At 64.7% G+C, this 21,488-nt stretch carries 20 protein-coding genes; 13 read left to right on the top strand and 7 right to left on the bottom strand.

Annotation, left to right across the window (positions count from 1 at the left end; all coding sequences use genetic code 11):
- Nucleotides 1–303 precede the first annotated feature (303 nt).
- From ykgO to ACNJYA_RS35010, 3 genes are all read left to right on the top strand, one after another.
- On the top strand, nt 304–429 hold the full coding sequence (gene ykgO, locus ACNJYA_RS35020) for a type B 50S ribosomal protein L36 (protein WP_006611362.1): 126 nt from the start codon (nt 304–306) through the stop codon (nt 427–429).
- A gap of 115 nt (nt 430–544) precedes the next feature.
- Entirely contained in the window at nt 545–1,180 is a 636-nt protein-coding gene (locus ACNJYA_RS35015) for a tetratricopeptide repeat protein (RefSeq protein ID WP_439401587.1), read from the top strand.
- Nucleotides 1,181–1,304: 124 nt separating this feature from the next.
- Nucleotides 1,305–1,565, top strand: a complete 261-nt coding sequence (locus tag ACNJYA_RS35010; RefSeq protein ID WP_439401586.1) for a hypothetical protein — start codon at nt 1,305–1,307, stop codon at nt 1,563–1,565.
- 7 nt (nt 1,566–1,572) lie between these two features.
- On the opposite strand, the gene ACNJYA_RS35005 is transcribed toward ACNJYA_RS35010, so the two are convergent.
- On the bottom strand, nt 1,573–1,755 hold the full coding sequence (locus tag ACNJYA_RS35005) for a hypothetical protein (protein WP_172787133.1): 183 nt from the start codon (nt 1,753–1,755) through the stop codon (nt 1,573–1,575).
- 328 nt (nt 1,756–2,083) lie between these two features.
- Between ACNJYA_RS35005 and ACNJYA_RS35000 the strand changes: the two genes are divergently transcribed.
- Entirely contained in the window at nt 2,084–3,040 is a 957-nt protein-coding gene (locus ACNJYA_RS35000) for an alpha/beta fold hydrolase (protein WP_439401585.1), read from the top strand.
- A 117-nt stretch (nt 3,041–3,157) separates the two neighbouring features.
- Here the strand turns inward: ACNJYA_RS35000 and cycA are convergent, their stop codons facing one another.
- On the bottom strand, nt 3,158–3,553 hold the full coding sequence (gene cycA / locus ACNJYA_RS34995; RefSeq protein WP_439401584.1) for a cytochrome c-550 CycA: 396 nt from the start codon (nt 3,551–3,553) through the stop codon (nt 3,158–3,160).
- Nucleotides 3,554–3,782: 229 nt separating this feature from the next.
- Between cycA and ACNJYA_RS34990 the strand changes: the two genes are divergently transcribed.
- From ACNJYA_RS34990 to ACNJYA_RS34970, 5 genes are all read left to right on the top strand, one after another.
- Nucleotides 3,783–5,276 carry an FAD-linked oxidase C-terminal domain-containing protein gene (locus ACNJYA_RS34990; RefSeq protein WP_439401583.1) on the top strand — a complete coding sequence of 498 codons (1,494 nt, stop codon included), beginning with the start codon at nt 3,783–3,785 and terminating at the stop codon, nt 5,274–5,276.
- Between the two features lie 52 nt (nt 5,277–5,328).
- Entirely contained in the window at nt 5,329–6,567 is a 1,239-nt protein-coding gene (locus ACNJYA_RS34985; protein WP_439403505.1) for an FAD-binding protein, read from the top strand.
- Complete coding sequence (gene glcF / locus ACNJYA_RS34980) at nt 6,564–7,886, top strand: glycolate oxidase subunit GlcF (RefSeq protein WP_172787137.1); 1,323 nt, start codon at nt 6,564–6,566, stop codon at nt 7,884–7,886. The genes ACNJYA_RS34985 and glcF overlap by 4 nt, the downstream gene beginning before the upstream one ends.
- Nucleotides 7,887–7,971: 85 nt before the next feature.
- On the top strand, nt 7,972–8,319 hold the full coding sequence (locus tag ACNJYA_RS34975; protein ID WP_260381026.1) for a histone: 348 nt from the start codon (nt 7,972–7,974) through the stop codon (nt 8,317–8,319).
- Nucleotides 8,320–8,766: 447 nt separating this feature from the next.
- Nucleotides 8,767–9,780, top strand: coding sequence for a TorF family putative porin (locus ACNJYA_RS34970; protein ID WP_172787139.1), 1,014 nt, complete (start codon nt 8,767–8,769; stop codon nt 9,778–9,780).
- A gap of 305 nt (nt 9,781–10,085) precedes the next feature.
- Here ACNJYA_RS34970 and ACNJYA_RS34965 read toward each other — a convergent pair whose 3' ends face one another.
- Nucleotides 10,086–11,837, bottom strand: a complete 1,752-nt coding sequence (locus ACNJYA_RS34965; RefSeq protein WP_439401582.1) for an ABC transporter ATP-binding protein/permease — start codon at nt 11,835–11,837, stop codon at nt 10,086–10,088.
- A 314-nt stretch (nt 11,838–12,151) separates the two neighbouring features.
- Between ACNJYA_RS34965 and ACNJYA_RS34960 the strand changes: the two genes are divergently transcribed.
- Nucleotides 12,152–13,816, top strand: a complete 1,665-nt coding sequence (locus ACNJYA_RS34960; protein ID WP_172787141.1) for an L-lactate permease — start codon at nt 12,152–12,154, stop codon at nt 13,814–13,816.
- A 131-nt stretch (nt 13,817–13,947) separates the two neighbouring features.
- Nucleotides 13,948–14,346: an META domain-containing protein gene (locus ACNJYA_RS34955; protein ID WP_439401581.1), complete on the top strand. Its 399-nt coding sequence runs from the start codon at nt 13,948–13,950 to the stop codon at nt 14,344–14,346.
- Between the two features lie 148 nt (nt 14,347–14,494).
- Here the strand turns inward: ACNJYA_RS34955 and ACNJYA_RS34950 are convergent, their stop codons facing one another.
- From ACNJYA_RS34950 to ACNJYA_RS34940, 3 genes are all read right to left on the bottom strand, one after another.
- Nucleotides 14,495–15,703: a hypothetical protein gene (locus ACNJYA_RS34950; protein WP_439401580.1), complete on the bottom strand. Its 1,209-nt coding sequence runs from the start codon at nt 15,701–15,703 to the stop codon at nt 14,495–14,497.
- A 200-nt stretch (nt 15,704–15,903) separates the two neighbouring features.
- On the bottom strand, nt 15,904–17,535 hold the full coding sequence (gene groL / locus ACNJYA_RS34945; protein ID WP_212259319.1) for a chaperonin GroEL: 1,632 nt from the start codon (nt 17,533–17,535) through the stop codon (nt 15,904–15,906).
- Nucleotides 17,536–17,649: 114 nt separating this feature from the next.
- Nucleotides 17,650–17,946 (bottom strand): co-chaperone GroES, encoded by a 297-nt coding sequence (locus ACNJYA_RS34940; RefSeq protein WP_025033779.1) that lies wholly within the window; start codon nt 17,944–17,946, stop codon nt 17,650–17,652.
- A 314-nt stretch (nt 17,947–18,260) separates the two neighbouring features.
- Here ACNJYA_RS34940 and ACNJYA_RS34935 point away from each other — a divergent pair, with 314 nt between their 5' ends.
- Nucleotides 18,261–18,782, top strand: coding sequence for a hypothetical protein (locus ACNJYA_RS34935; protein WP_212259320.1), 522 nt, complete (start codon nt 18,261–18,263; stop codon nt 18,780–18,782).
- A 166-nt stretch (nt 18,783–18,948) separates the two neighbouring features.
- Here ACNJYA_RS34935 and ACNJYA_RS34930 read toward each other — a convergent pair whose 3' ends face one another.
- Nucleotides 18,949–19,734, bottom strand: coding sequence for a protein phosphatase CheZ (locus ACNJYA_RS34930; protein ID WP_172787146.1), 786 nt, complete (start codon nt 19,732–19,734; stop codon nt 18,949–18,951).
- 316 nt (nt 19,735–20,050) lie between these two features.
- Between ACNJYA_RS34930 and ACNJYA_RS34925 the strand changes: the two genes are divergently transcribed.
- The gene (locus ACNJYA_RS34925) at nt 20,051–20,866 is read left to right on the top strand and encodes a L,D-transpeptidase family protein (RefSeq protein WP_439401579.1); all 816 of its coding nucleotides are present in this window, start codon (nt 20,051–20,053) and stop codon (nt 20,864–20,866) included.
- Nucleotides 20,867–21,488 lie beyond the last annotated feature (622 nt).

Raw genomic sequence — 21,488 nt, 5'->3', positions numbered from 1 at the left:
TATATAACGAATTTGGCAAGGCGCTGGTGGCGGCGAAAGCGCTGGCGGCGAAAGTCTTTGTGGAGCCTGACCTCCCATGCGCCGGATCGGGCCGATCCGGCCGCTTCTACTGTGCATGGGGTTGTTTTCACGGATTTGCGGGAGCGTGGGGCAGTTAACATTGACATCACCTCCCGCCATGCCTTAAGAACCGCCCCGTCCCGGGCGGCTGGTCCGCCGGCGGGGAAAATCTCATTTTGCCACATTCGCGCGTGCCGAAACGGTAGTGCCGAACACGGCCTTTCGAACGTTCAGGATTCTGCCATGAAGGTCCGTAACTCGCTGAAATCGCTGCGCGGTCGCCATCGCGCCAACCGCCTGGTCCGCCGCAAGGGCCGGGTCTATGTGATCAACAAGGTGCAGCGCCGCTTCAAGGCGCGCCAGGGCTGACCTGAGCGGCTGATCCCCGCTGGGCGCCGCTGCGCGCCCGCAAGACCACGGTCTCACATGAGTTTGACGCCGCCTTTGCTTTGCAAGGGCGGCTTTGCGCGTTTAGACTTTCACCATGGCAGTGAGATTCCGTTTCGCGCGCACCCTGTGTCTGGCCCTCGTGCTGGGAACCGTCGGCCTTGCGCCGGCCGCCCTGGCCCAGCAGGTCGAGCCTCCCGGCAAGCAGAAGAAGCTGCCCGAGGCGCCGTCAAAGCTGCCAAAGGTCGACCGCAGCAAGAATCTCGATTTCCTGTTCGGCGCGCTGAAGGCGGCGCCCGACGAGGCCAGCGCCAAGCATGTCGAGGCGCGGATCTGGGCGATCTGGCTGCAGACCCCGAGCGACACCGCCGCGCTCCTGATGTCACGCGCCAAGACCGCGGTCGATGCGAAGAAGATCGACGTCGCGATCAAGCTCCTGGATTCGGTCATCAAGCTCAGGCCCGATTACATCGAGGCCTGGAACCGGCGTGCCACGCTCTATTACATGCAGAACGACTATGGCCGCTCGCTCGCGGACATCCAGCAAGTGCTGATCCGGGAACCGCGCCATTTCGGCGCGCTAGCCGGTCTTGGCATGATCATGCAGGAGGTCGGGGACGAGAGGCGCGCGCTCGAGGCCTATCGCAAGGCGCTCGCCGTCAATCCGCACCTGGAAAAGATCCCCGATCAGGTCAAGGCGCTGACCGAGAAGGTCGAAGGCCGCGACATCTAGCTATAAGTCGATGATTTCTCGAGCGATCGCGGCCGGCGCGGATTAACCACGATCCGAGCCAAGGCGTCGCAAGCACTATTGCGGGGCCTGTTGCAGGCCTACCTGCATGGCAGGAGCGAAAGCCATGAAGCGTTTGGTGGTCGCAGCTGTATTGCTGCTCGCGTCGGGAACGGTAGGCCTCGCCGACGGACTGTTCTGGGTGGTCGGCAACCGAGCCACCGGCAAATGCACCATCGTGACCAGCAATCCGGTCATCATCGGCGACATCTGGTTCGGCGACGGTCCCTACAAGTCCAGGGCCGATGCCAAGCTTGCCCGGTCGACGATCCGCGTCTGCCCCCCGGTCACGCCCGAGCAGGAAAAAGAAGAGGACGGGGCGAACTAGCCGGTCCTCAATGCAGGACGCTGCTGCCGCGCTCGACCAGGCCGCGGTCGGCGGCTGCGGCGTAAGCTCTTGCAAGCTCCGCCTCAAGATGCTCGTTGATCAGCAGCAGCGCCCGCACGGCACCGCGCAGGTCGCCGTTGCAGCTCGCGACGATTTCGTCGATTGCAGTGTCGTTCGATCTGAAGCTCATCAAAAATTCTCCGGTTCAAACCAGGACATATCCTGCCGGTCTTTCCCGCATCCCCTAAGCTGCGAGGAGGATCGGCGCCCATCCGCGCCTAGATGGCGGAACCGACCGTGGCGATTATATGGAAGCCGCGATGACGCCTGCATGAAGCTGGTCCGAAGCTTGCGTGCCGCTTGGAATAGCTCTGATTTCGTTGAGTTTTCTCGATCGACAATTATGCACATATCCACAGCCCCTGCATTTTCAGTGGAAGCGCTGACTGCCGGCGGCGAAACTGCCGCCCGATCAGACCCGTAACTGCCCCGTGCCCAGGATCACCCGGATTCTCTCCATGATCGTGATGTCAGTCGTGACGGCGCTGGTTCTGCTGGCGCTGCTCACGCAGGCCGGGGTCGTCGCCGTGCAGCGTGCCTTTCCGCCGCAGGGCCGCATGATCGAGGTCGATGGCGCGACGCTTCATCTCGTCGACATCGGCCCACGCGATTCCGGTCCTCCGATCGTGATGCTGCACGGCGCGAGCTCCAATCTCGAAGCGATGCGGCGGCCGCTCGGCGATCTCCTCGCCAGGGATCACCGCGTGATTCTGATCGACCGTCCCGGCCATGGCTGGAGCACGCGCGCGAGCCGGCAGGATTCGACGCCGCAGATCCAGGCGCGCATGATCGACGAGGCGCTTGGCAAGCTCGGGATCGATCGCGCGGTCTTCGTGGTGCATTCCTGGAGCGGCGCGCTCGGCGCGCGCATCGCGCTCGATCATCCGCACCGCGTTGCGGGTCTCGTGATGCTCGCGCCCGTCACGCATCCCTGGCGCGGCGGCGTCGGGCGCTACAACGAGATCATCGCAACGCCAGTCATTGGCCCGCTGCTCGCCTACACGATCACGCTGCCGCTCGGCTATTTCGTCACCGAAGCCGGGGCGCGCAACGTGTTCCTGCCGCAGACGATGCCGGACGGATTCGTGCAGGACTCCGCGACGCCGCTCTTGCTGCGCCCGCGCGAGTTCATCGCCAATGCCTATGATCTGGTGACGCTGAAAGAGTCGGTTGCCGCGCAAGTCGCGCGCTATGGCGAGATCAATGCGCCGGTCACGATCATCGCCGGCGAGCCCGACAAGACGGTGAGAACCAGCATCCACGCGCGCCCGTTCGCCGCGGCGGTGCCAAATGCAAAGCTGATCGTGCTGTCCGATCTCGGCCACATGGTGCAGAACGCCGTGCCGGATCTCGTGAAGGCGGAGATCGAGACGATGATCGGAAACATCGCCCCGGCGCAGGCGGCCGCCGACTAAAGCGTTTCGAGCGAAGTGGAAACCGCTTCGCGTGAAGAAAACGCGTCAAAGTAAGAAAGCTAGAGCTTCGATTCTGATCCAATCAGAACCGAAGCTCAGCGGCGGCCTCTTGCGCGCTTACTGCTTGGTCTTTCCGTCCTTGTCGTATTGGGCAAGGAAGGCCCAGAGATTGTTGATCTCGGTCTCGTTCTTGATGCCGGCGAACGCCATCTTGGTGCCGGGGATCTTGGCCTTGGGGTCCTTGATGTATTCCTTGAACGTGGCCTCGTCCCAGGTGATGCCGGAATTCTTGTTCGCGTCCGAGTAGCTATAGCCCTCTGCCGTGCCCGACTTGCGGCCGTTGAGGCCGTTGAGCTCGGGGCCGACCTTGTTCTTGGCGCCTTCGCCGATCGCGTGGCAGGCCAGGCACTTGTTGAACGAAGTCTTGCCGGCCGCGACATCCTGCGCCATCGCGGCGGGTGCGGTGGCAATGACGGTGAGGATCGTCAGCGCGCCGAAAGTCAGTTTTGTCATAAGTGTGCTCTTCGTCTCTTCCCGGGTCAGATGGAGGGTCGTGGTTTTGGCAGGTCCATTGCAAGGGGACAAGCCGCGAAACTTTGACAGGTTTCCTGCTAGCAGACTTGCCCCAGAGAGAACTTGCGCTGCAACAAAGCAATGGGACCTTCGGAGGACCTACCCAAGGACGGCAAGACATGATTGATTTGCCGAGACAATTCCATCCGTCGGACGAGGGCTTCTTAAAATGGCCATCATGATGCCCGCCAGCGACCAGGCCGTGCTAGCGCGTCGCAGCGAAATCGTCGCCGCCTTGCGCGCCATCTTGCCGGGCGAGGGCGTGATTGATACGCCTGCCGAAATGCGGGCCTATGAATCCGACGGGCTGACCGCCTATCGGCAGCCGCCGATGGTCGTGGTGTTGCCGGATACGACCGAGCAGGTCTCGCTCATCCTGAAATATTGCGCCGCGCAGGGCATCAAGGTGGTGCCGCGCGGCTCCGGCACCTCGCTGTCCGGCGGCGCGCTGCCGCTCGAGGACGGCGTGCTGCTCGGCCTCGGCAAGTTCAAGCGCATCCGCGAGATCGATTTCGACAACCGCGTCGTCGTCACCGAGCCCGGCGTCACCAACCTCGCCATCAGCCAGGCGGTCGCGCATGCCGGCTTCTATTACGCGCCCGATCCGTCCTCCCAGATCGCCTGCTCAATCGGCGGCAACGTGGCGGAAAATTCCGGCGGCGTGCACTGCCTGAAATACGGCATGACCACCAACAACGTGCTCGGCTGCGAGATCGTGCTGATGAGCGGCGAGATCCTGCGCATCGGGGGCAAGGGGTGCGAGAATCCCGGCTATGACCTGATGGGCGTCATCACCGGATCCGAAGGCCTGCTTGGCGTCATCACCGAGATCACGGTGCGCATCCTGCAGAAGCCGGAGACGGCGCGCGCGCTGATGGTCGGCTTCGCGCAAGTCGAGGCGGCCGGCGAATGCGTGGCGCGCATCATCGGCGCCGGCATCATCCCGGGCGGCATGGAGATGATGGACAAGCCCGCGATCCACGCGGCGGAGGCCTTCGTGCATGCCGGCTATCCGCTCGATGTGGACGCGCTGCTCATCATCGAGCTCGACGGGCCCAAGATCGAGGTCGACGAGCTGATCACCCGGGTCGAGAGCATCGCAAGAGGCTGCGGCTCGGTGACGCTGCAGATCTCCAATTCCGAGGCCGAGCGCAACCTGTTCTGGGCCGGCCGCAAGGCCGCGTTCCCCGCGGTGGGCCGCATCTCGCCCGATTATCTCTGCATGGACGGTACGATCCCGCGCGGCGCGCTGCCGAAGGCGCTCGCGCGTATCCGCGAGCTCGGCGAAAAATACCAGCTCGGCTGCGCCAACGTGTTCCACGCCGGCGACGGCAATCTGCACCCCTTGATCCTCTACGATGCCAACAAGCCCGGCGAGATCGAGCGCGCCGAAGCCTTCGGCGCCGACATCCTGCGCGCCTGCGTCGAGTTCGGCGGCGTGCTCACCGGCGAGCACGGCGTCGGCATCGAGAAGCGCGACCTGATGCCCGACATGTTCAGCGAGATCGACCTCAACCAGCAGCAGCGCCTGAAATGCGCCTTCGACGCGCAGGGCCTGCTCAATCCCGGAAAAGTGTTTCCGACCCTGCACCGCTGCGCCGAGCTCGGCCGCATGCACGTCCACGCGGGCAAGCTGGCGTTCCCGGATTTGCCGCGGTTTTAGATCCGCGATGAACGAATTGCTTTCCTTTGTGAACTTCGATACCGGCTCAGTGGTGGATACGCTCAAGGTCAGAGACGCCAAAGACGTCGAAGAGGTGGTGCGCGCGGCGATTGCCAATGAGCAGCCGCTCGAGATCATCGGCCATGGCGGCAAGCGCGGCATCGGCCATGCGATGGCGACCAACGCGGTGCTCGACGTCTCCGCGCTCAATGCCGTCACCTCCTACGAGCCGAACGAGCTCATCATCACGCTCCAGGCCGGCGCGCCGCTTGCCGACGTGCTGGCGCTGATCGACGCCAAGAACCAGCAATTCGCCTTCGAGCCGATGGATACCGCGCCGCTGCTCGGCACGCCGGTATCAGGAACCATCGGCGGCATGATCGCGGCCGGGCTTGCCGGGCCGCGGCGCATCCGGGCGGGCGGGGCGCGCGACCACCTGCTCGGCGCGCACGCCGTCTCCGGCTTCGGCGACAGCTTCAAGACCGGCGGCAAGGTGGTGAAGAACGTCACCGGCTACGACCTCTGCAAGCTGCTGGCGGGGTCTTGGGGCACGCTGTCGGTGATGACGGAAGTGACGCTGAAGGTGATGCCCAAGCCCGAGGCCGAGCGGACGCTGCTGCTGCGCGGGCTCGACGATGCCGCCGCCAACAAGGCCATGACCGCGGCGCTCGGCTCGCCCTTTGACGTCTCGGCTGCCGCGCATCTGCCGAAATCGGCGCTCCGGGCCAGGACCGAGGGGCTCGGCGATCTCGCAGGGGAGGGCGAGGCGCTGACGGTGCTGCGGCTCGAGGGCATCACCGCATCTGCTGCGCACCGCGCCGGCTCGCTGCGCGAATTGCTGGCGCCGTTTGGAACCGCGACGCTGATCGAGGACGCGGCATCCGCGGCGCTGTGGACCGCCATCCGCGACGTGCTGCCGTTTGCGGCCAGTGGTTCGCTCGGCGCCTGGCCAGTCTGGCGGATCGTCTGCCCGCCGGCCTCGGGCGCGGCGCTCGGCACTCAATTGGCGCGCGAGACGGGCGGCGATGTGATCTACGATTGGGGCGGCGGCCTGATCTGGGCGGCGCTCCCGCCGAAGCCGGACGCGCATGCCGTGCTCGTGCGGGCGCGCGCGAACGCGGTCGGTGGGCATGCCACGCTGATCCGGGCGACTGATGATGTCAGGCGCGACGTCGATGTGTTTCATCCGCAGGCACCGGGTATTGCCGCGCTGAGCGAGCGGGTGCGCGCCAGCTTCGATCCGAAGACCATTCTCAACCGGGGGCGGCTCACGCGGAGCGCTGGCCGATGAAGACCGAATTCTCACTCGCGCAGCTCGCCGACCCCGATATCGCGGAAGCCGACAAGATCCTGCGCGCCTGCGTCCATTGCGGCTTCTGCACCGCAACCTGCCCGACCTATGTGCTGCTTGGCGACGAGCTCGATAGCCCGCGCGGCCGCATCTATCTGATCAAGGAGATGCTGGAGAAGGACCAGGCGCCGACCGCCGATGTCGTCAAGCATATCGACCGCTGCCTGTCGTGCCTTGCCTGCATGACGACCTGCCCCTCGGGCGTGAACTACATGCACCTCGTCGACCAGGCCCGGGTCCGGATCGAGCAGCGCTACCAGCGGCCGCTGGCCGAGCGGCTGCTGCGCCAGGTGCTGGCCTTCGTCCTGCCGGACCCGCAGCGCTTTCGCATCAGCATGTGGCTGGCGCGGCTCGCCCGTCCGCTGGGCGACTTGCTGCCGACGCCCCGGCCTGCGGCGACGCCCGGCTTGATCCAGCGCATCAAGGCGATGCTGGCGCTGGCGCCGAACCGGCTGCCGCCCGCCGGACCCGCCGCCGGCAGCGTGTTCGCGGCGCTCGGCAAGAAGCGCGGACGCGTGGCGCTGCTCCAGGGCTGCGCCCAGCAGGTGCTGGCGCCCCGCATCAACCAGGCCGCCATCAGTCTCCTGACCCGCCATGGCATCGAGGTCGTCCTTGTCAGGGACGAGCAGTGCTGTGGCGCGCTGACCCATCACCTCGGCAACGACCAGGATGCGCTGGCGCGGGCTCGCGCCAACGTCGCGGCGTGGCGCAAGGAAATGGCCGGCGAGGGGCTCGATGCCATCCTGGTGACGACCTCCGGCTGCGGCACGGTGATCAAGGATTACGGCTATCTCCTGCGCGAGGACACTGCGTTCGCGGCCGATGCGGCGAAGGTGTCGGCGCTCGCCAAGGACATCACCGAATACGTCGCCGGCCTCGAGCTCGCGACGGCGGCGAGAGCGGACGACATCGTCGTCGCCTATCACTCCGCGTGTTCGTTGCAGCATGGACAGAAAATCACAGCCCTTCCGAAAGAATTGCTTTCCAAGAATGGATTCGTGGTGAAAGATGTACCCGAGAGCCATTTGTGTTGCGGTTCGGCGGGGACCTACAACATTCTCCAGCCCGAGCTTGCGGGCCGGTTGCGCGATCGCAAGGTCGCCAACATCGCGAGCGTCAAGCCGGACATGATTGCCGCGGGCAATATCGGCTGCATGGTGCAGATTGCCAGTGGCACGTCAGTTCCGGTCGTACACACGATTGAGCTTCTCGATTGGGCGACGGGCGGGGCGCGGCCGGCACTGAACGCGCAGGTTTGAGCTTTCAGGAGCCTGAACTGTCCTCCCGAGGTGACGACTGAAGACGCCCGATCGATCATTGTTCGGCGGCAACAGGAGGACCACGATGGCGAAAGCGAAGAAGAAGAAAAGCAAGAAGGCCAAGAAGGCCAAAAAGGCCGTAGCGGCGAAGAAGACCGCGAAGAAGGCGACGAAGAAGAAGGCAGCCAAGAAGACCGCGAAGAAGTCTGCCAAGAAGGCCGCCCCGAAGAAGGCTGCCAAGAAGACAGCAAAGAAGGCGGCGGCCAAGAAGGCTGCTCCGAAGAAGGCCGCGAAGAAGGCGGCACCGAAGAAGGCGAAGGCAGCGCCTGCTCCGAAGCCGTCGGCACCGGCGGAGACCCCGGCGCCCGCCGAGACAAGCTGGGCGATGCCTTCGTCTTCTGCGGAAGCGGCGCCTGCCGAGGGACAGGGGTAGGAAGGCGACCTTTCATCGCCTTCGGACTGTCACTTCAGACTGTCACTCAGACTGTCACTTGGACTACAGCTTGGGACTGTAACAAGAAGGCCGCGGCATCCTGATGCTGCGGCCTTTTTGCATCGCCGCAAGCCAGCCGCGGCCGCCGTGCCCGGCCCAGCCTGATTCGTAAGCGCAGATGTCACGCCGCCGGGTGGTCCCCGGCTTACACGGGTCTGCCGTGCCCTCTAGAGGGCAAATGATGTGATCGAGAAGCCACACCGGCTGACAACCTTTCTTGGAATCGTCAAAACGCCCAAAAAGTCGGCAGATGCCCGCGCTTTTTGCTTCACCGTTCCGATCCACCGATCCAAATTGCCGCAGTAACGCAATTTTGCAGGTAGGCCGCATGCCCCGGGGGGCTTCCGGGGGCGACTGCTGAGTAAGAACGGGTAAATGGGGACCGAAATGAAAAAAGTGGCTTTGTTGGCAACGGCGCTGGCAATTGTGACGACGGGCTCGGCTTTCGCGGCAGACTTGCGCGTAAAGGCACTGAAAGCCCCGCCGCCGCCGGCCTTCGATCCGTGGGATATCGCCTTCGGCGCCGGCATCATGAGCGATTACATCTTCCGCGGCATCACCCAGTCCAACCATAATCCGTCGGTCACGGCCTATTTCGAGCCGCGCTACAACGTCAACAAGGACCTCCAGCTCTACATCGGTACGTCTGCCTCGAGCATCTCGTTCCCGAACCGTGCTGCGGCCGAAGTCGACATCTACGGCGGTATCCGCCCGACCTTCGGCATGTTCGCCTTCGACTTCGGTGTCTGGGGCTACCTCTATCCGGGCGGAAGCTGCTTCGGCTCACAGGGCACCCTCGCCCAGGGCAATTGCGGCAGCGACATCGATTACTCGCAGGGCGCCATCGGCCTTCCCATCAACGGCAACTTCGCCAAGAAGGACGCGAGCTTCTTCGAGGCCTATGCCAAGCTGAACGTCACCCTCAACGATCAGTGGACGGTCGGCTTCAACGAGTACTACTCGCCGAACTTCCTGAACCTCGGTGCCTGGGGCAATTACGCCTCGGTCACCGCCAAGTGGACCGCGCCGAGCACGATCTTCGGCGCCAGTGGCGTCGGCATGTACGTGTCGGGTGAGTTCGGCCGGCAGTGGCTCGGCACTTCGGACATCTTCTACGGCATCGCGGGCGATCCGGTGTATGCGAACGGCATCAAGGAGCCGAGCTACAACACCTGGAACGTTGGCGTCGGCTTCACCTACAAGGTGTTCACGCTCGATCTGCGCTACTACGACACCGATCTGAACAAGGGCGACTGCAACGCCTTCACCAGCGATCACACCGCGAAGTTCAGCAGCAGCTTCACCCCCATCAACCCGGGCGGCTTCGGCTCCAACTGGTGCAGCGCGGCTGGCGTCGCCAAGCTCTCGTTCGACCTGACGGCGATGACCAACCTGAAGTAAGTTTCTTTCCGAAACGACTTCGCGAGGGCGGCAGGGCAACCTGCCGCCCTTTTGCTTTGGGCGGCGGAGGTAGGAAGAGACGGGGCGGGCCGGCCAAGATACTACTAAGCTGCGTTAGGGGCTTGCGAACCGGCAGGACGCCGCCGCTGCCTCACACTCCGTCATTGCGAGCGCAGCGAAGCAATCCAGAGTCTTTCCGCCTAGGCAGTCTGGATTGCTTCGTCGCAAAAGCTCCTCGCAATGACGAGGCCCAAGTTGGGGCCGTCCCTCAGACCGTAAGGACAGCGGGCGAGGCCGCCTGCGCCTCAGCGCGCCGCGCTCGGCTCCGCCGCCGCCCGCTCGCCGCCGACCACGTGGATCGCGCCGTCCTTCACCAGCGTCACCTTGCGGGTGTGGAAGGCGTCGAGCGTCGAGCGGTGGCCGATCGAGACGATGGTGGCTTGCGGCAGCTTCTCCGCCAGCAGCCGGTAGAGCCGGGCTTCCGACGGCTCGTCGAGCGAGGCGGTAGCCTCGTCCAGGAACAGATAGTCCGGCGCATGCAGCAGCGCGCGCGCAAGCCCGAGACGCTGCTGCTCGCCCAGCGAGAGCATCCGGTTCCAGTGGCCGTCCTCCGCGAGCCGTTCGGCGAGATCGGGCAGCCCGACCGCGATCAGGGCGTCGCGGACCTGCGTGGCCTCGAACGCGCCGGACGCTGCCGGATAGACCACGGCATCGCGCAACATGCCGAGCGGGAAATAGGGCCGCTGTGGCAGCATCATCAGCTTGGCCTTCTCCGGGATGACAACCGTGCCGGTGCCGAACGGCCAGATGCCGGCGATGGCCCGGAACAGCGTGGACTTGCCGGAGCCGGACGGCCCGGTCACCAGCACGCGCTCCGAGGCCTGAATGGTGAAGGCCTTGGCGGCCACCAGCGGGGTGCCGTTGGGCAGGTTCACGCAGAGCTGCGCGAGATCGACATGGCGCCCGGCGACCTCCAGCGTGATGGCCGGCTCATGCGCCGGCAAATTGACGGCCGAGGCGACCGACATCTCGAAGCCATCGAGACGGGCAACGATCGAGCGCCATTCCGCCAGCGACCGGTAGGCCGTGACGAAGAACGACAGCGCACCTTGGACGCTGGAGAAGGCGGATGCGGTCTGCATCATGTCGCCGAGCTGGATCTTCTTGGCGAAGAACGCCGGCGCCACCAGCACGTAGGGAAAGAGCACGGCGGCCTGCTGGTAGCTGGCCGTGAACGCGGTGAGGCGCTTGGTCCGGCTCATGATGCCGTACCAATTGGCGATCACGAAGCCGAAGCGATCGAGCAGGCGGGCACGTTCGGCGCCTTCACCCCTGAGCAGCGCGATCTGCTCGGAATTCTCGCGCACGCGGACGAGGTTGAAGCGGAAGTCGGCTTCATAACGCTGCTGCTCGAAATTGAGGTTGACCAGCGGCGAGCCGATCCAGTGCGTCAGCGCGGTGCCGAAGATCGCGTAGATCAGCGCGCCCCAGCACAGATAGCCGGGGATCGTGACATCGGTGCCGAACAGGCGCAGCGGCGCGGCGTTGGAAAGGCCCCAAAGGATGATCACGAAGGAAAACAGCGTCACGATCGACGAGAGCAGGCCGAGCCCGATGGTCAGCGTCTGCTCGACGAAGTTCTTGACGTCCTCGGTGATGCGCTGGTCCGGGTTGTCGGCCGCATCGCCCTTGAGCTGCATGCGATAATGCGTCGAGCCCGCCAGCCACTCGCCGAGATAATGTCGCGTCAGCCATTGCCGCCAGCGGATCTGGAGCCATTGGTTCAGGTACAGCTTGTAGACAGCCAGCGCGATATAGGTCGAGGCCAGCGCGACGAAGATCCAAATCTGCGTGACGAACGCGTCCCAGTCGCTGTTCTGGAGCGCGCTGTAGAACCGGTTCTGCCACTGGTTCACCAGCACGTCGATCGCGACCAGCGCCAGCTCCATCGCGACCACCGCCGCGAGCAGGCCGCGGCCGGCCCATTTGTCCTCGGATCGGAAATAGGGGGCGGCGATTCGCCAGACGATCGCGAGCGTGGCGCTGATGTTCTTCACAGAGCAGGATCTCCTCGGGGGATGTGCACAAATGCCCGGAGCCAAAGACCTGAGGCAACGGCGAAAATGGGCGCACTTAGACTAAAGTCGCAAGGTCTGCAATTTGCGTTGGCTTGTCGCAGCTTGCAACCCTAGCATGGGCTTCGATGCCGCGGGGTGGGGTGCCCCGGGATTTCGCGACCTTGTGAGCGGCCGGGAACCGCTGCATTCACGAGGAATTCACGTCCAACGCGGGGGTTATCGCTCTCAGCGTCAAGCAGGACCGGCTCTCCACGCGGGCCGCCTGCCGCAAACATGCGTGGGAGAGGAAGACCATGTGGAATCAAATCTATGACCCGCTGCACAGCCCGGTGCTGTCGACGATCGCGGCGGCGGTGCCCGTCGTCACGCTGCTGGTGCTGATCGCGAGCGGTCGCGTTCAGGCGCACATCGCCGCCGTCATCGCCGTGATCGTGACCAACCTGATCACGATCTTCGTCTTCACCATGCCGGCGAACATGTCGATCCGCGCTTCGATGCTGGGGATCGTCACCGGGTTCTTCCCGATCGGCTGGATCGTTCTCAACGTCATCTTCCTCTACCAGGTCACGGTGACCACCGGGCGCTTCGAGCTGCTCAAGCGCGCGGTCGGCGGGGTCACCGAGGACCGGCGGCTGCAATTGCTGCTGATCGCGTTCTCGTTCGGCGCGTTCTTCGAAGGCGCCTCGGGCTTCGGCACGCCGGTCGCGATCACGGGCGCGGTGCTGATCGGGCTCGGCTTCTCGCCGCTCGCGGCCTCCGGCCTGTCGCTGATCGCCAACACCGCGCCGGTCGCCTATGGCGCGCTGGGCACGCCGATCCAGGGCCTCGCCTCGGTCACCGGCCTCGATCCCTACATCCTCGGCGCGATGGTCGGACGGCAATTGCCCTTCTTCTCGCTGATCGTGCCGTTCTGGGTGGTGTGGGCCTTCGCGGGCTGGCGGGGCATGAAGGACGTCTGGCCGGCGATCCTCGTCACCGGCGTGTCGTTCGCGATCCCGCAATACGTGATCTCGAACCACATCAATCCCTGGATCGTCGACATCGGCGCCTCGCTGATCTCGATGGGCGCGCTGATCCTGTTCCTGAAGGTGTGGCAGCCGAGGCAGCTCTGGCTGTCGCCGGCGCTGCGCGGCCGCGACGAATCGGCCGCCACGATGGCGGCGGCGAAACCGCTCGACAAAACCCCGCTGACGCAGAGTGAGCTTTTCAATGCGCTGCTGCCGTGGATCATCGTCTGCATCGTGATGCTGGTCTGGGGCAACGGCGCCTTCAAGGCCTGGGCGAACGCGATCTTCGTCTGGAACTATCCCGTTCCCGAGCTGCACCAGATGATCAACAAGATGCCGCCGGTCGCGCCAGGGCCGACGAAAGAGAGCGCGGTGTTCGCCTTCACCTACCTGTCCTTCACCGGGACCGGCATGCTGATCGCCGCGATCATCTCCGGCCTGTTGATGGGCGTCGGTCCGGGCAAGCTTTTGACCGAATATGGCCGCACCATCCGGCTCTGCGCGATCTCGCTGATCACGATCTCGGCGATGCTCGCGATCGGCACCTTGACGCGCCTGTCCGGCGTAGACGCCACGCTTGGTTTGGCGTTCGCCGCCACCGGCGTGCTCTATCCCTTCTTCGGCACGCTGCTCGGCTGGCTGGGCGTCGCGCTGACCGGATCGGACACCGCCTCCAACGTGCTGTTCGGCAACCTGCAGAAGATCACCTCCGAGCAGCTCGGCCTGTCGCCGATCCTGATGGGCGCAGCGAACTCCTCCGGCGGCGTGATGGGCAAGATGATCGACGCGCAGTCGATCGTGGTCGCCTCCACGGCCACCAATTGGTACGGCCATGAAGGCACCATCCTGCGCTTCGTGTTCTGGCACTCGATCGTGCTGGCGTGCCTCGTCGGCGTGCTCGTGACGTTGCAGGCCTATGTCTGGCCGTTCACGGCGCTGGTTCTGAAGTAGCGGACTGCGCCGCGTCCACAAATCCCCGCGAGGTTCGTCCCCGCGGGGATTTTTTGCACCTTCCGCGAACCTTCTCAACGGCACGGCTGTCCTATAGAAGGTGCCGCAAATCAGGTCGGTCGAGAGGTCTCATGGTTTCGCTTCTGCGCTTGCTGTGTGCGGCGGTTGCAATGCTCGCGATGTCCACGCTCGCGCGTGCCGAGGAGGGGTTTCCTTTCGGCACCGAGATGACGCTGGAGGCGTTGCCGCAAGCGGGCTCGAAGCGGATTCCCAACATCGAGATCGGGGACAATGGCGAGGTCGTGCTGGAGCTCTGGTGCAAGGGCGGCAAGGGCCAGTTCTCGGTCGCCGGCAACACCGTGATCTTCGTCCCCGGCCAGATCCAGGACCGCAACTGCCCGCCGGCGAGAGCGCAGGCCGATGACGAGCTCGTCGCCGCCCTCGCCAGCGTCGAGACCTGGAAGCGCCAGGGCGACGTGCTGACGCTGATCGGCCCGAAGCCGCTGCGCTTCAGGACGACGGGGAACTAAAATCGCAGGCAGCGCTCTCGTGTCCCGGACGCGGTGCGGCACGAAGTGACGCTCCGCAGAGCCGGGACCCAGGCTCTTTCTACAATCTCGTGTGTGGCCTCTGGGCCCCGGCTCGCAGCGCTTCGCGCTACGTCCGGGGCACATCAGGTCACTTCCACACCGACTTGTCGGCATCCCAGCGCTGGCCCTTCAGCTCCTTGACGAGCGCCTCGATCGAGCCGTTGTCGTCGGGCAGATCGCCTTCCTCGTCGGCCGAAGCGTCGTCCGACAGATTGAGCCTCGCCCCGCTGCCCTCGTCGGCCGTCGTCGTCGCCGGGCTGCCGATCCAGAGCATGAGCTTGTCGGTGGTGCCCGGCTTGTCGGGCGAGACCAGCCCTGCGACCTCGATCGTGTCGGTGAGCTCGAGCGCCGGGAAATCCTGGTTCGGCCGCTTGAACACCAGCTTGAGCTTACCGGTGGCGGGGTTGAAGTTCTGCGAGACCGGCTTTGCCGCGAGCGTCCTGCTCAGCACGTTCGCGACCGCCGTTGCCAGCTTGCCCTTGTTGATCTTGTCGCCCTCGCGCCAGTCCGCCGCGGTGAAGCGGATGGTGCGGTCCATTTCGGTCATGCCCGCGGTCCAGCCTGCGGCGGTGACGCCGGGCATCGCCTTGAATTTCGCCAGCAGCGCGCCGGCGCGCTCCGGATCGACCGACATGGTGATGGTCTGCTCGCCCGCGCGCAGCGCGTCGCAACCGACATTGAGGCTCGCCAGCGTCACCTCGACCTCCTGGCCCTTCAGGCTCTTCAGGAAGTCGGTCGCCGCGTCGAGCTTGACCTTGACCGCGATCGCTTCCGGCGAGACGTCGGTGAAATCCTTCGGCTGCGGCGTGATGCCGTCGTCTGAGGTCTGACTGTCCAGGAATTCCTTTTCGCTGAGATCGGAATTGTCCGGCGAGGTGACCTCGGTCACCGCCTGGCCGATCGCGATCTGGCCGCGGAATTCGAACATGTCGCCGGACTGCTTGCGCGTCAGCTTGACGCTGACCGGCGACTTCTCGCCGACGCTTTGCGTCGTTCCCGTCAGCGTCTGGCCCGCGACCTGGAGGTTGACGACGAAGCGGTCCTTGCGGTCGGAATTTTTCGCGATGGGGTAGCAGACGTCGAGCACCGCCGCGGTCACAGTCTTGCCCTGGCGCGTCTCCTTCAGGATCACGTCGGCGTTGCCGTCCATCAGCCCGTCGATCGAGGTGAAATAGCGCGTCTCGGTTCCGCCCGGCGCGGTCGCCTTCGGCGACAGCTTCATCTGGGCGGACGCCTGCGGCGGAACGGCGAGCAGGGCCGCCAGAACGGCCGTCGAACAGACCAGAAGCGCACGCATTGATGACATCCTCGCGCAACGGGCATGATCCGGAAAAGTGTGAAGCGGTTTCCCGAGAGGATCATGCCCAAACAATCGAATCGGCGCGTCACCGTAGTGGGTTTTGGCCGCTGGTTGAATCGGAAAGCGAAACAGGCAGGATCGGCAAAAAAGAAGGCCGCCCGGAGGCGGCCTTCGCAACTCTGTCACGGAACGGAGGCTTAGAAGCCGCCCATGCCGCCGCCGGGGGGCATGGCGGGCGGAGCTTCCTTCTTCGGCAGCTCGGCGACCATGGCTTCGGTGGTCACCAAGAGGCCGGCCACGGAGGAGGCGTCCTGCAGCGCGGTGCGCACCACCTTGGCGGGATCGATGATGCCCTTCTCGACCATGTCGACATAGTCCTCGTTCTGGGCGTCGAAGCCGAAGGTCTCGGACTTGTTCTCCAGGATCCTGCCGACCACGATCGAGCCTTCCACGCCGGCGTTCTCGGAGATCTGGCGGATCGGGGCTTCCAGCGCCTTCAGCACGATGTTGATGCCGGCCTGGACGTCGTCATTGGCGTTGGTGAGACGGCCGACCGCCTTCTTGGCGCGGAGCAGCGCGACGCCGCCGCCGGGGACGATGCCTTCCTGCACCGCGGCGCGGGTGGCGTTGAGCGCGTCCTCGACCCGGTCCTTCTTCTCCTTGACCTCGATCTCGGTGGCGCCGCCGACGCGGATCACCGCGACGCCGCCGGCGAGCTTGGCGAGGCGCTCCTGCAGCTTCTCGCGGTCGTAGTCCGAGGTGGTCTCCTCGATCTGGGCCTTGATCTGGCCGACGCGGGCCTCGATGTCGGGCTTCTTGCCGGCGCCGTTGACGATCGTGGTGTTCTCCTTGTCGATCACCACCTTCTTGGCGCGGCCGAGCATCTTCACCGTGACGTTCTCGAGCTTGATGCCGAGCTCCTCGGAGATCAGCTGGCCGCCGGTCAGGATCGCGATGTCCTCCAGCATGGCCTTGCGGCGGTCGCCGAAGCCCGGCGCCTTGACGGCAGCGACCTTGAGGCCACCGCGCAGGCGGTTGACGACCAGGGTGGCCAGCGCCTCGCCCTCGACGTCCTCGGCGATGATGACGAGCGGCTTGCCCGACTGCACCACGGCTTCCAGCACCGGCAGCATGGCCTGCAGGCCCGAGAGCTTCTTCTCGTGCAGGAGGATGTAGGCGTCCTCGAGCTCGGCGGTCATCTTCTCGGCGTTGGTGACGAAGTAGGGGCTGAGATAGCCGCGGTCGAACTTCATGCCCTCGACGATATCAACCTCGGTCTCGAGCGACTTGTTCTCCTCGACGGTGATGACGCCCTCGTTGCCGACCTTCTGCATCGCCTGGGCGATCATCTTGCCGATGGCGGCATCGCCGTTGGCGGAGATGGTGCCGACCTGGGCGACCTCGGAGGAGGCGGCGACCGGCTTGGCGCGCTTCTCGATGTCCTTGATGACGGCGGCCACCGCGGTGTCGATGCCGCGCTTGAGGTCCATCGGGTTCATGCCGGCGGCGACGGCCTTGGCGCCTTCGCGCACGATCGCCTGGGCCAGCACGGTCGCGGTGGTGGTGCCGTCGCCGGCGAGGTCGTTGGTCTTGGAGGCGACCTCACGCACCATCTGGGCGCCCATGTTCTCGAACTTGTCCTCGAGCTCGATCTCCTTGGCGACGGTGACGCCGTCCTTGGTGATGCGGGGGGCGCCGAAGCTCTTCTCGATGACGACGTTGCGGCCCTTCGGGCCGAGCGTCACCTTGACGGCGTTGGCGAGAACGTCGACGCCGCGCAGCATGCGATCGCGCGCGTCTCCGGAAAACTTGACGTCTTTGGCAGCCATGGTCTGCAATCCCTCGTGTTACGTGATGTGTCTTGTCTAGTCGCGGCGGAACGATGGATGCCCGGATCGCCTGGATCCGGGCATGACATTCAGCGGCCGTTCAGGCGGATGGCCTTAGGCCAGCACGCCCATGATGTCCGACTCCTTCATGATCAGGAGCTCTTCGTTGTCGATCTTGACCTCGGTGCCCGACCACTTGCCGAACAGCACGCGGTCGCCGACCTTGAGGTCGATCGGGATCAGCTTGCCGGTCTCGTCGCGGCCGCCGGGGCCGACGGCGACGACCTCGCCCTGGGACGGCTTTTCCTTGGCGGTGTCCGGAATGATGATGCCGCCCTTGGTCTTTTCCTCGGCGTCGATACGTTTGACCACGACACGGTCATGCAGCGGACGAAATTTGGATTTAGCCATGACGTTTCCCTTTGGAGGCTCGCTTCGGAAGTAGTGGGGTCGGTGGGGCGGCGCTTCCGTCCACCCTCTCGTCGAGGATCGAACGGCGCGCTTAGCAATCGGGCTTTCCGAGTGCTAATAGTGGGTCCGGAAATATGGCTTGGCCGCGATCCTGTCAAGCAAAGGTGGTTAAGCGGTTGTTGAGGCGGATATAGGATGGTGGCATTGGAAACTCGCTCGGGGCGCCGGCTTAGAGAACGACGTCATTGCTCCGGCAGCGATTTTGCGCTTGGCTGCTCGAGGGGTGCGGCCATGGTCTTGTTCGGGGGAATGCCATGATCAGTTCGGCTCACGCGCGCACGGTTGCCAATCTGGCGGCCGCCTCTTGTCTGGCGCTGCTGCTGGGCGCCTGCGGCGGCGGCTTCAGCCTGCCGTCCCTCACGTCGTCCTCGCCGCCGCCCGAGGCCGAACCGGGCGTTGCGCCCGAAATGCCGGCCACCATCCGCGGCGACGAGATCGTCGGCCGCTGGGGCCTCGCCTCGTTCCAGAACCCGGCCGACCGCGCCCGTACCGAGAAGATGGCGCGCGAGCAATGCAAGAATCCCTACGTGATCACCGCCGGCTCCTCCGGCGGCGTGATCATGCATCTCGCCGACCAGGCGACGCCGCAGGAGCTGCGGCTGAAGGGCTCGCCGAGCGGCAAGAACTACATCGGACCGGCCGGCCCGACCCCCGGCGAGCAGGATCGCGAGATCGTCTCCTTCGACGGTCGCGTCATGATCACCCGCTTCATCGACAAGGACGCCGCTACCCGCTACGGCAACATGGTCTACGTCCGCTGCGCGCCGAGGGCGTGAGGCAGCCCTTGGCCTAACGTTTCGTCATTGCGAGCGGAGCGAAGCAATCCAGACTGCCTCCTGGGAGACAGCCTGGATTGCTTCGTCGCTTCGCTCCTCGCAATGACGAAAAACAAAAAACGCCGGCCCCAAGGCCGGCGCTTTGTTATTTCTATATCGCCCCCGTTCAGTCGAACAGCGCGTCGATGTCGTCCTGCGAGGCGTGGCCGACGTCGCCGGCGAGCTTGGGGCCGTTGAGGAGCTTCTCGTCCTCGCTGCGGCTGTCGACCGGCGCCGGCACATGGGACTTGATCGCGTCGACGCCGCCCCAGATCTCCATCATCGCATTGATGTGCTGCTCGATGAACTTCATCGTGGTCATGACCTTGCTGATGCGCTGGCCGGTCAGGTCCTGGAAGTTGCAGGCTTCGAAGATCGAGATGACGCGTTCCTGGATGTCGTCGGCAAGGCGCTTCTGCTGATCGACCGAGTCCACCTTGGACATCGCGCTGGCGGCCTGGTCGATCGATTCCGCGGCTTCGAGGATCTGCTGGGTCGCCTGCTCGGTGCCGCCGACCACCGCGCCGAGCTCGCCATTGACCTTGGCCATCTCGCCGCCGTCGAAGCTCTTGCCGTGCAATGTCGCGATCTCGCGCTTGGTGCGGTCGATGGCGTCGTGGATGAGGTCGAGCTCCACCTTCAGCTTCTCGCACTGCTCGATCTGCGCCCGGTAGGTCTCGAGCATGGTGCGCGCTTCGGACAGCTCGTGGGCCGTCGACGCGTCGATCGCCGCCATGGCAGCGCTGCCGGACAGCGGGGCCGCGACGATGCCCTTCGCCATCTGGGCGCGGATCGCGCGCAGCTCGGCCATGATCTCGCTATGCATCGGGATTGCCTCTTCGGTTACGTCCAAAATCGGCATCTCGCCACCGGCGATATCCTCGACGCGAAAACGCTTGCGGTGAACAGCCATCAGGATACTCCCCCCACCTCACTCACGCGTCTTTGTAGGCAGAAGCGATTTAACACGAAGTTCACAACCGGAACTGTTGTGCGGCGTCGCGCGACGCGGTGCAAAGAAGCGATTAACCATGGCCGCGCTGCGTTCATCGAAAATAAACGCTGATCGCCAAATTGCCGGCGCGCTCGCGACGTGGTGAATCGAAACGCGCTTTCCGTTTACCAAACAAAACGGCTTTTGCTCTTTATTGACCACGTCGAAGGGCGCGGATCAGCCACCGGCTCTCCACGACGCATGTGATCTAGACGAAACAGTACAGAGTACGTCGATGTTCAAGAAAATGTCTGTCGCGCTGCTCGGCAGCGCTTGCACCATCATGGCCGGCGCGAACGAGGCCAGCGCCTTCGACAACAGCGTGCCGAACGATCCGCCTGCGGTGCTCTACCAGCCGCGCGTGCCGCCGGCGCCGGTGCGCGTCGCGTCCAATTCCAACATGGGCGGCGGCTTCATCGAATTCCTGTTCGGCGATGGCCCCGGCCGCGGCCCGGCCTACGCGCCGGAGCAGCCGGTGTATCAGCAGCAGCCCGGCTATTACGACCAGCGGCGCTTGCCGCCGATGGGCGAGCCGCAGATGCAGGGCGGCTATCAGCAGGGCGCGTCTCTCCAGCAGGAGGCGGTCGATCCGCGGCAGCGTCCGTTCGATCCGAGATTCGAGAAACAGCTCGTTGACTATAGCGGCAAGGAAAGTGCCGGCACGATCGTGGTCGATACGCCGAACAAGTTCCTCTATCTCGTCGAGGGCAACGGCCGGGCACTGCGCTACGGCATCGGCGTCGGTCGTCCCGGCTTCACCTGGTCCGGCGTGAAATCGATCACCGCCAAGCGCGAATGGCCGGACTGGACGCCGCCGGCGGAAATGCTCGCGCGCCGGCCCGATCTGCCCAGGCACATGGAAGGCGGCCCGGAAAATCCGCTCGGTGCCCGCGCGATGTATCTGGGATCGACGCTCTATCGCATCCACGGCTCCAATGAGCCCTGGACCATCGGCACCAACGTCTCCTCCGGCTGCATTCGCATGCGCAACGAGGACGTCATCGACCTCTACGGCCGCGTCAATGTCGGCACCAAGGTCGTCGTGATGTGAAGGGTCATGCGATCGATGGAGCGATCGGATCCGCGTGCCGCGTCGGCTCGACCTGCGGGGCATCGAAGGGGGCGCTGCTGCCGCCGAACGCCTGCCTGAATGGTCACGTCTACTGACGTTGCCTCGATCCAGGACGAGGGACAGCGGAGCGGCGACGGCGAGTTGATGTAGCCGAATGCGGTGCGCGAGCAAAGCGCTTCAACCGCCGCACCGACAGCTCGGCCTTCCTGAGGCGCTCGTGCAGTCCCTCCAACTCGTACAATTCGGTGATGAGATGGGTTGTGACGTCGCTCAGGTTCGCGATGCGCTGTTGAAGTGGGCTCATTCTCAAAACTCCCGACTGTAGCCAAGAGAGGCAGCCACGGCGTGTGGCATAAGCAACGTGTTCTTCCAGTTGAACACCCATGTCCAAATTTGGAAATCCGGGAGTCTACGGCAGCGTGTGTCGGAGGACGATTTCGCTCTGTATGGTGAAGTCAGGCGTACGTCGTGACGTTCTGCATGGTGCTGTCCGACAACGCATGCAGTAGTCATATTATATCCAATGGCGTCTTGGCCTGTGGTGCAGAGCAGCGCGCGTTGAGCCCTGCTTGAAAAGAAATCGGCCGCCCGGAGGCGGCCG

This window comes from Bradyrhizobium sp. BLXBL-01 (assembly GCF_051853025.1).
GTDB lineage: Bacteria > Pseudomonadota > Alphaproteobacteria > Rhizobiales > Xanthobacteraceae > Bradyrhizobium.
Note: the sequence above shows the minus strand (reverse complement) of the source record. Positions and strands in the feature narration are given on the sequence as shown.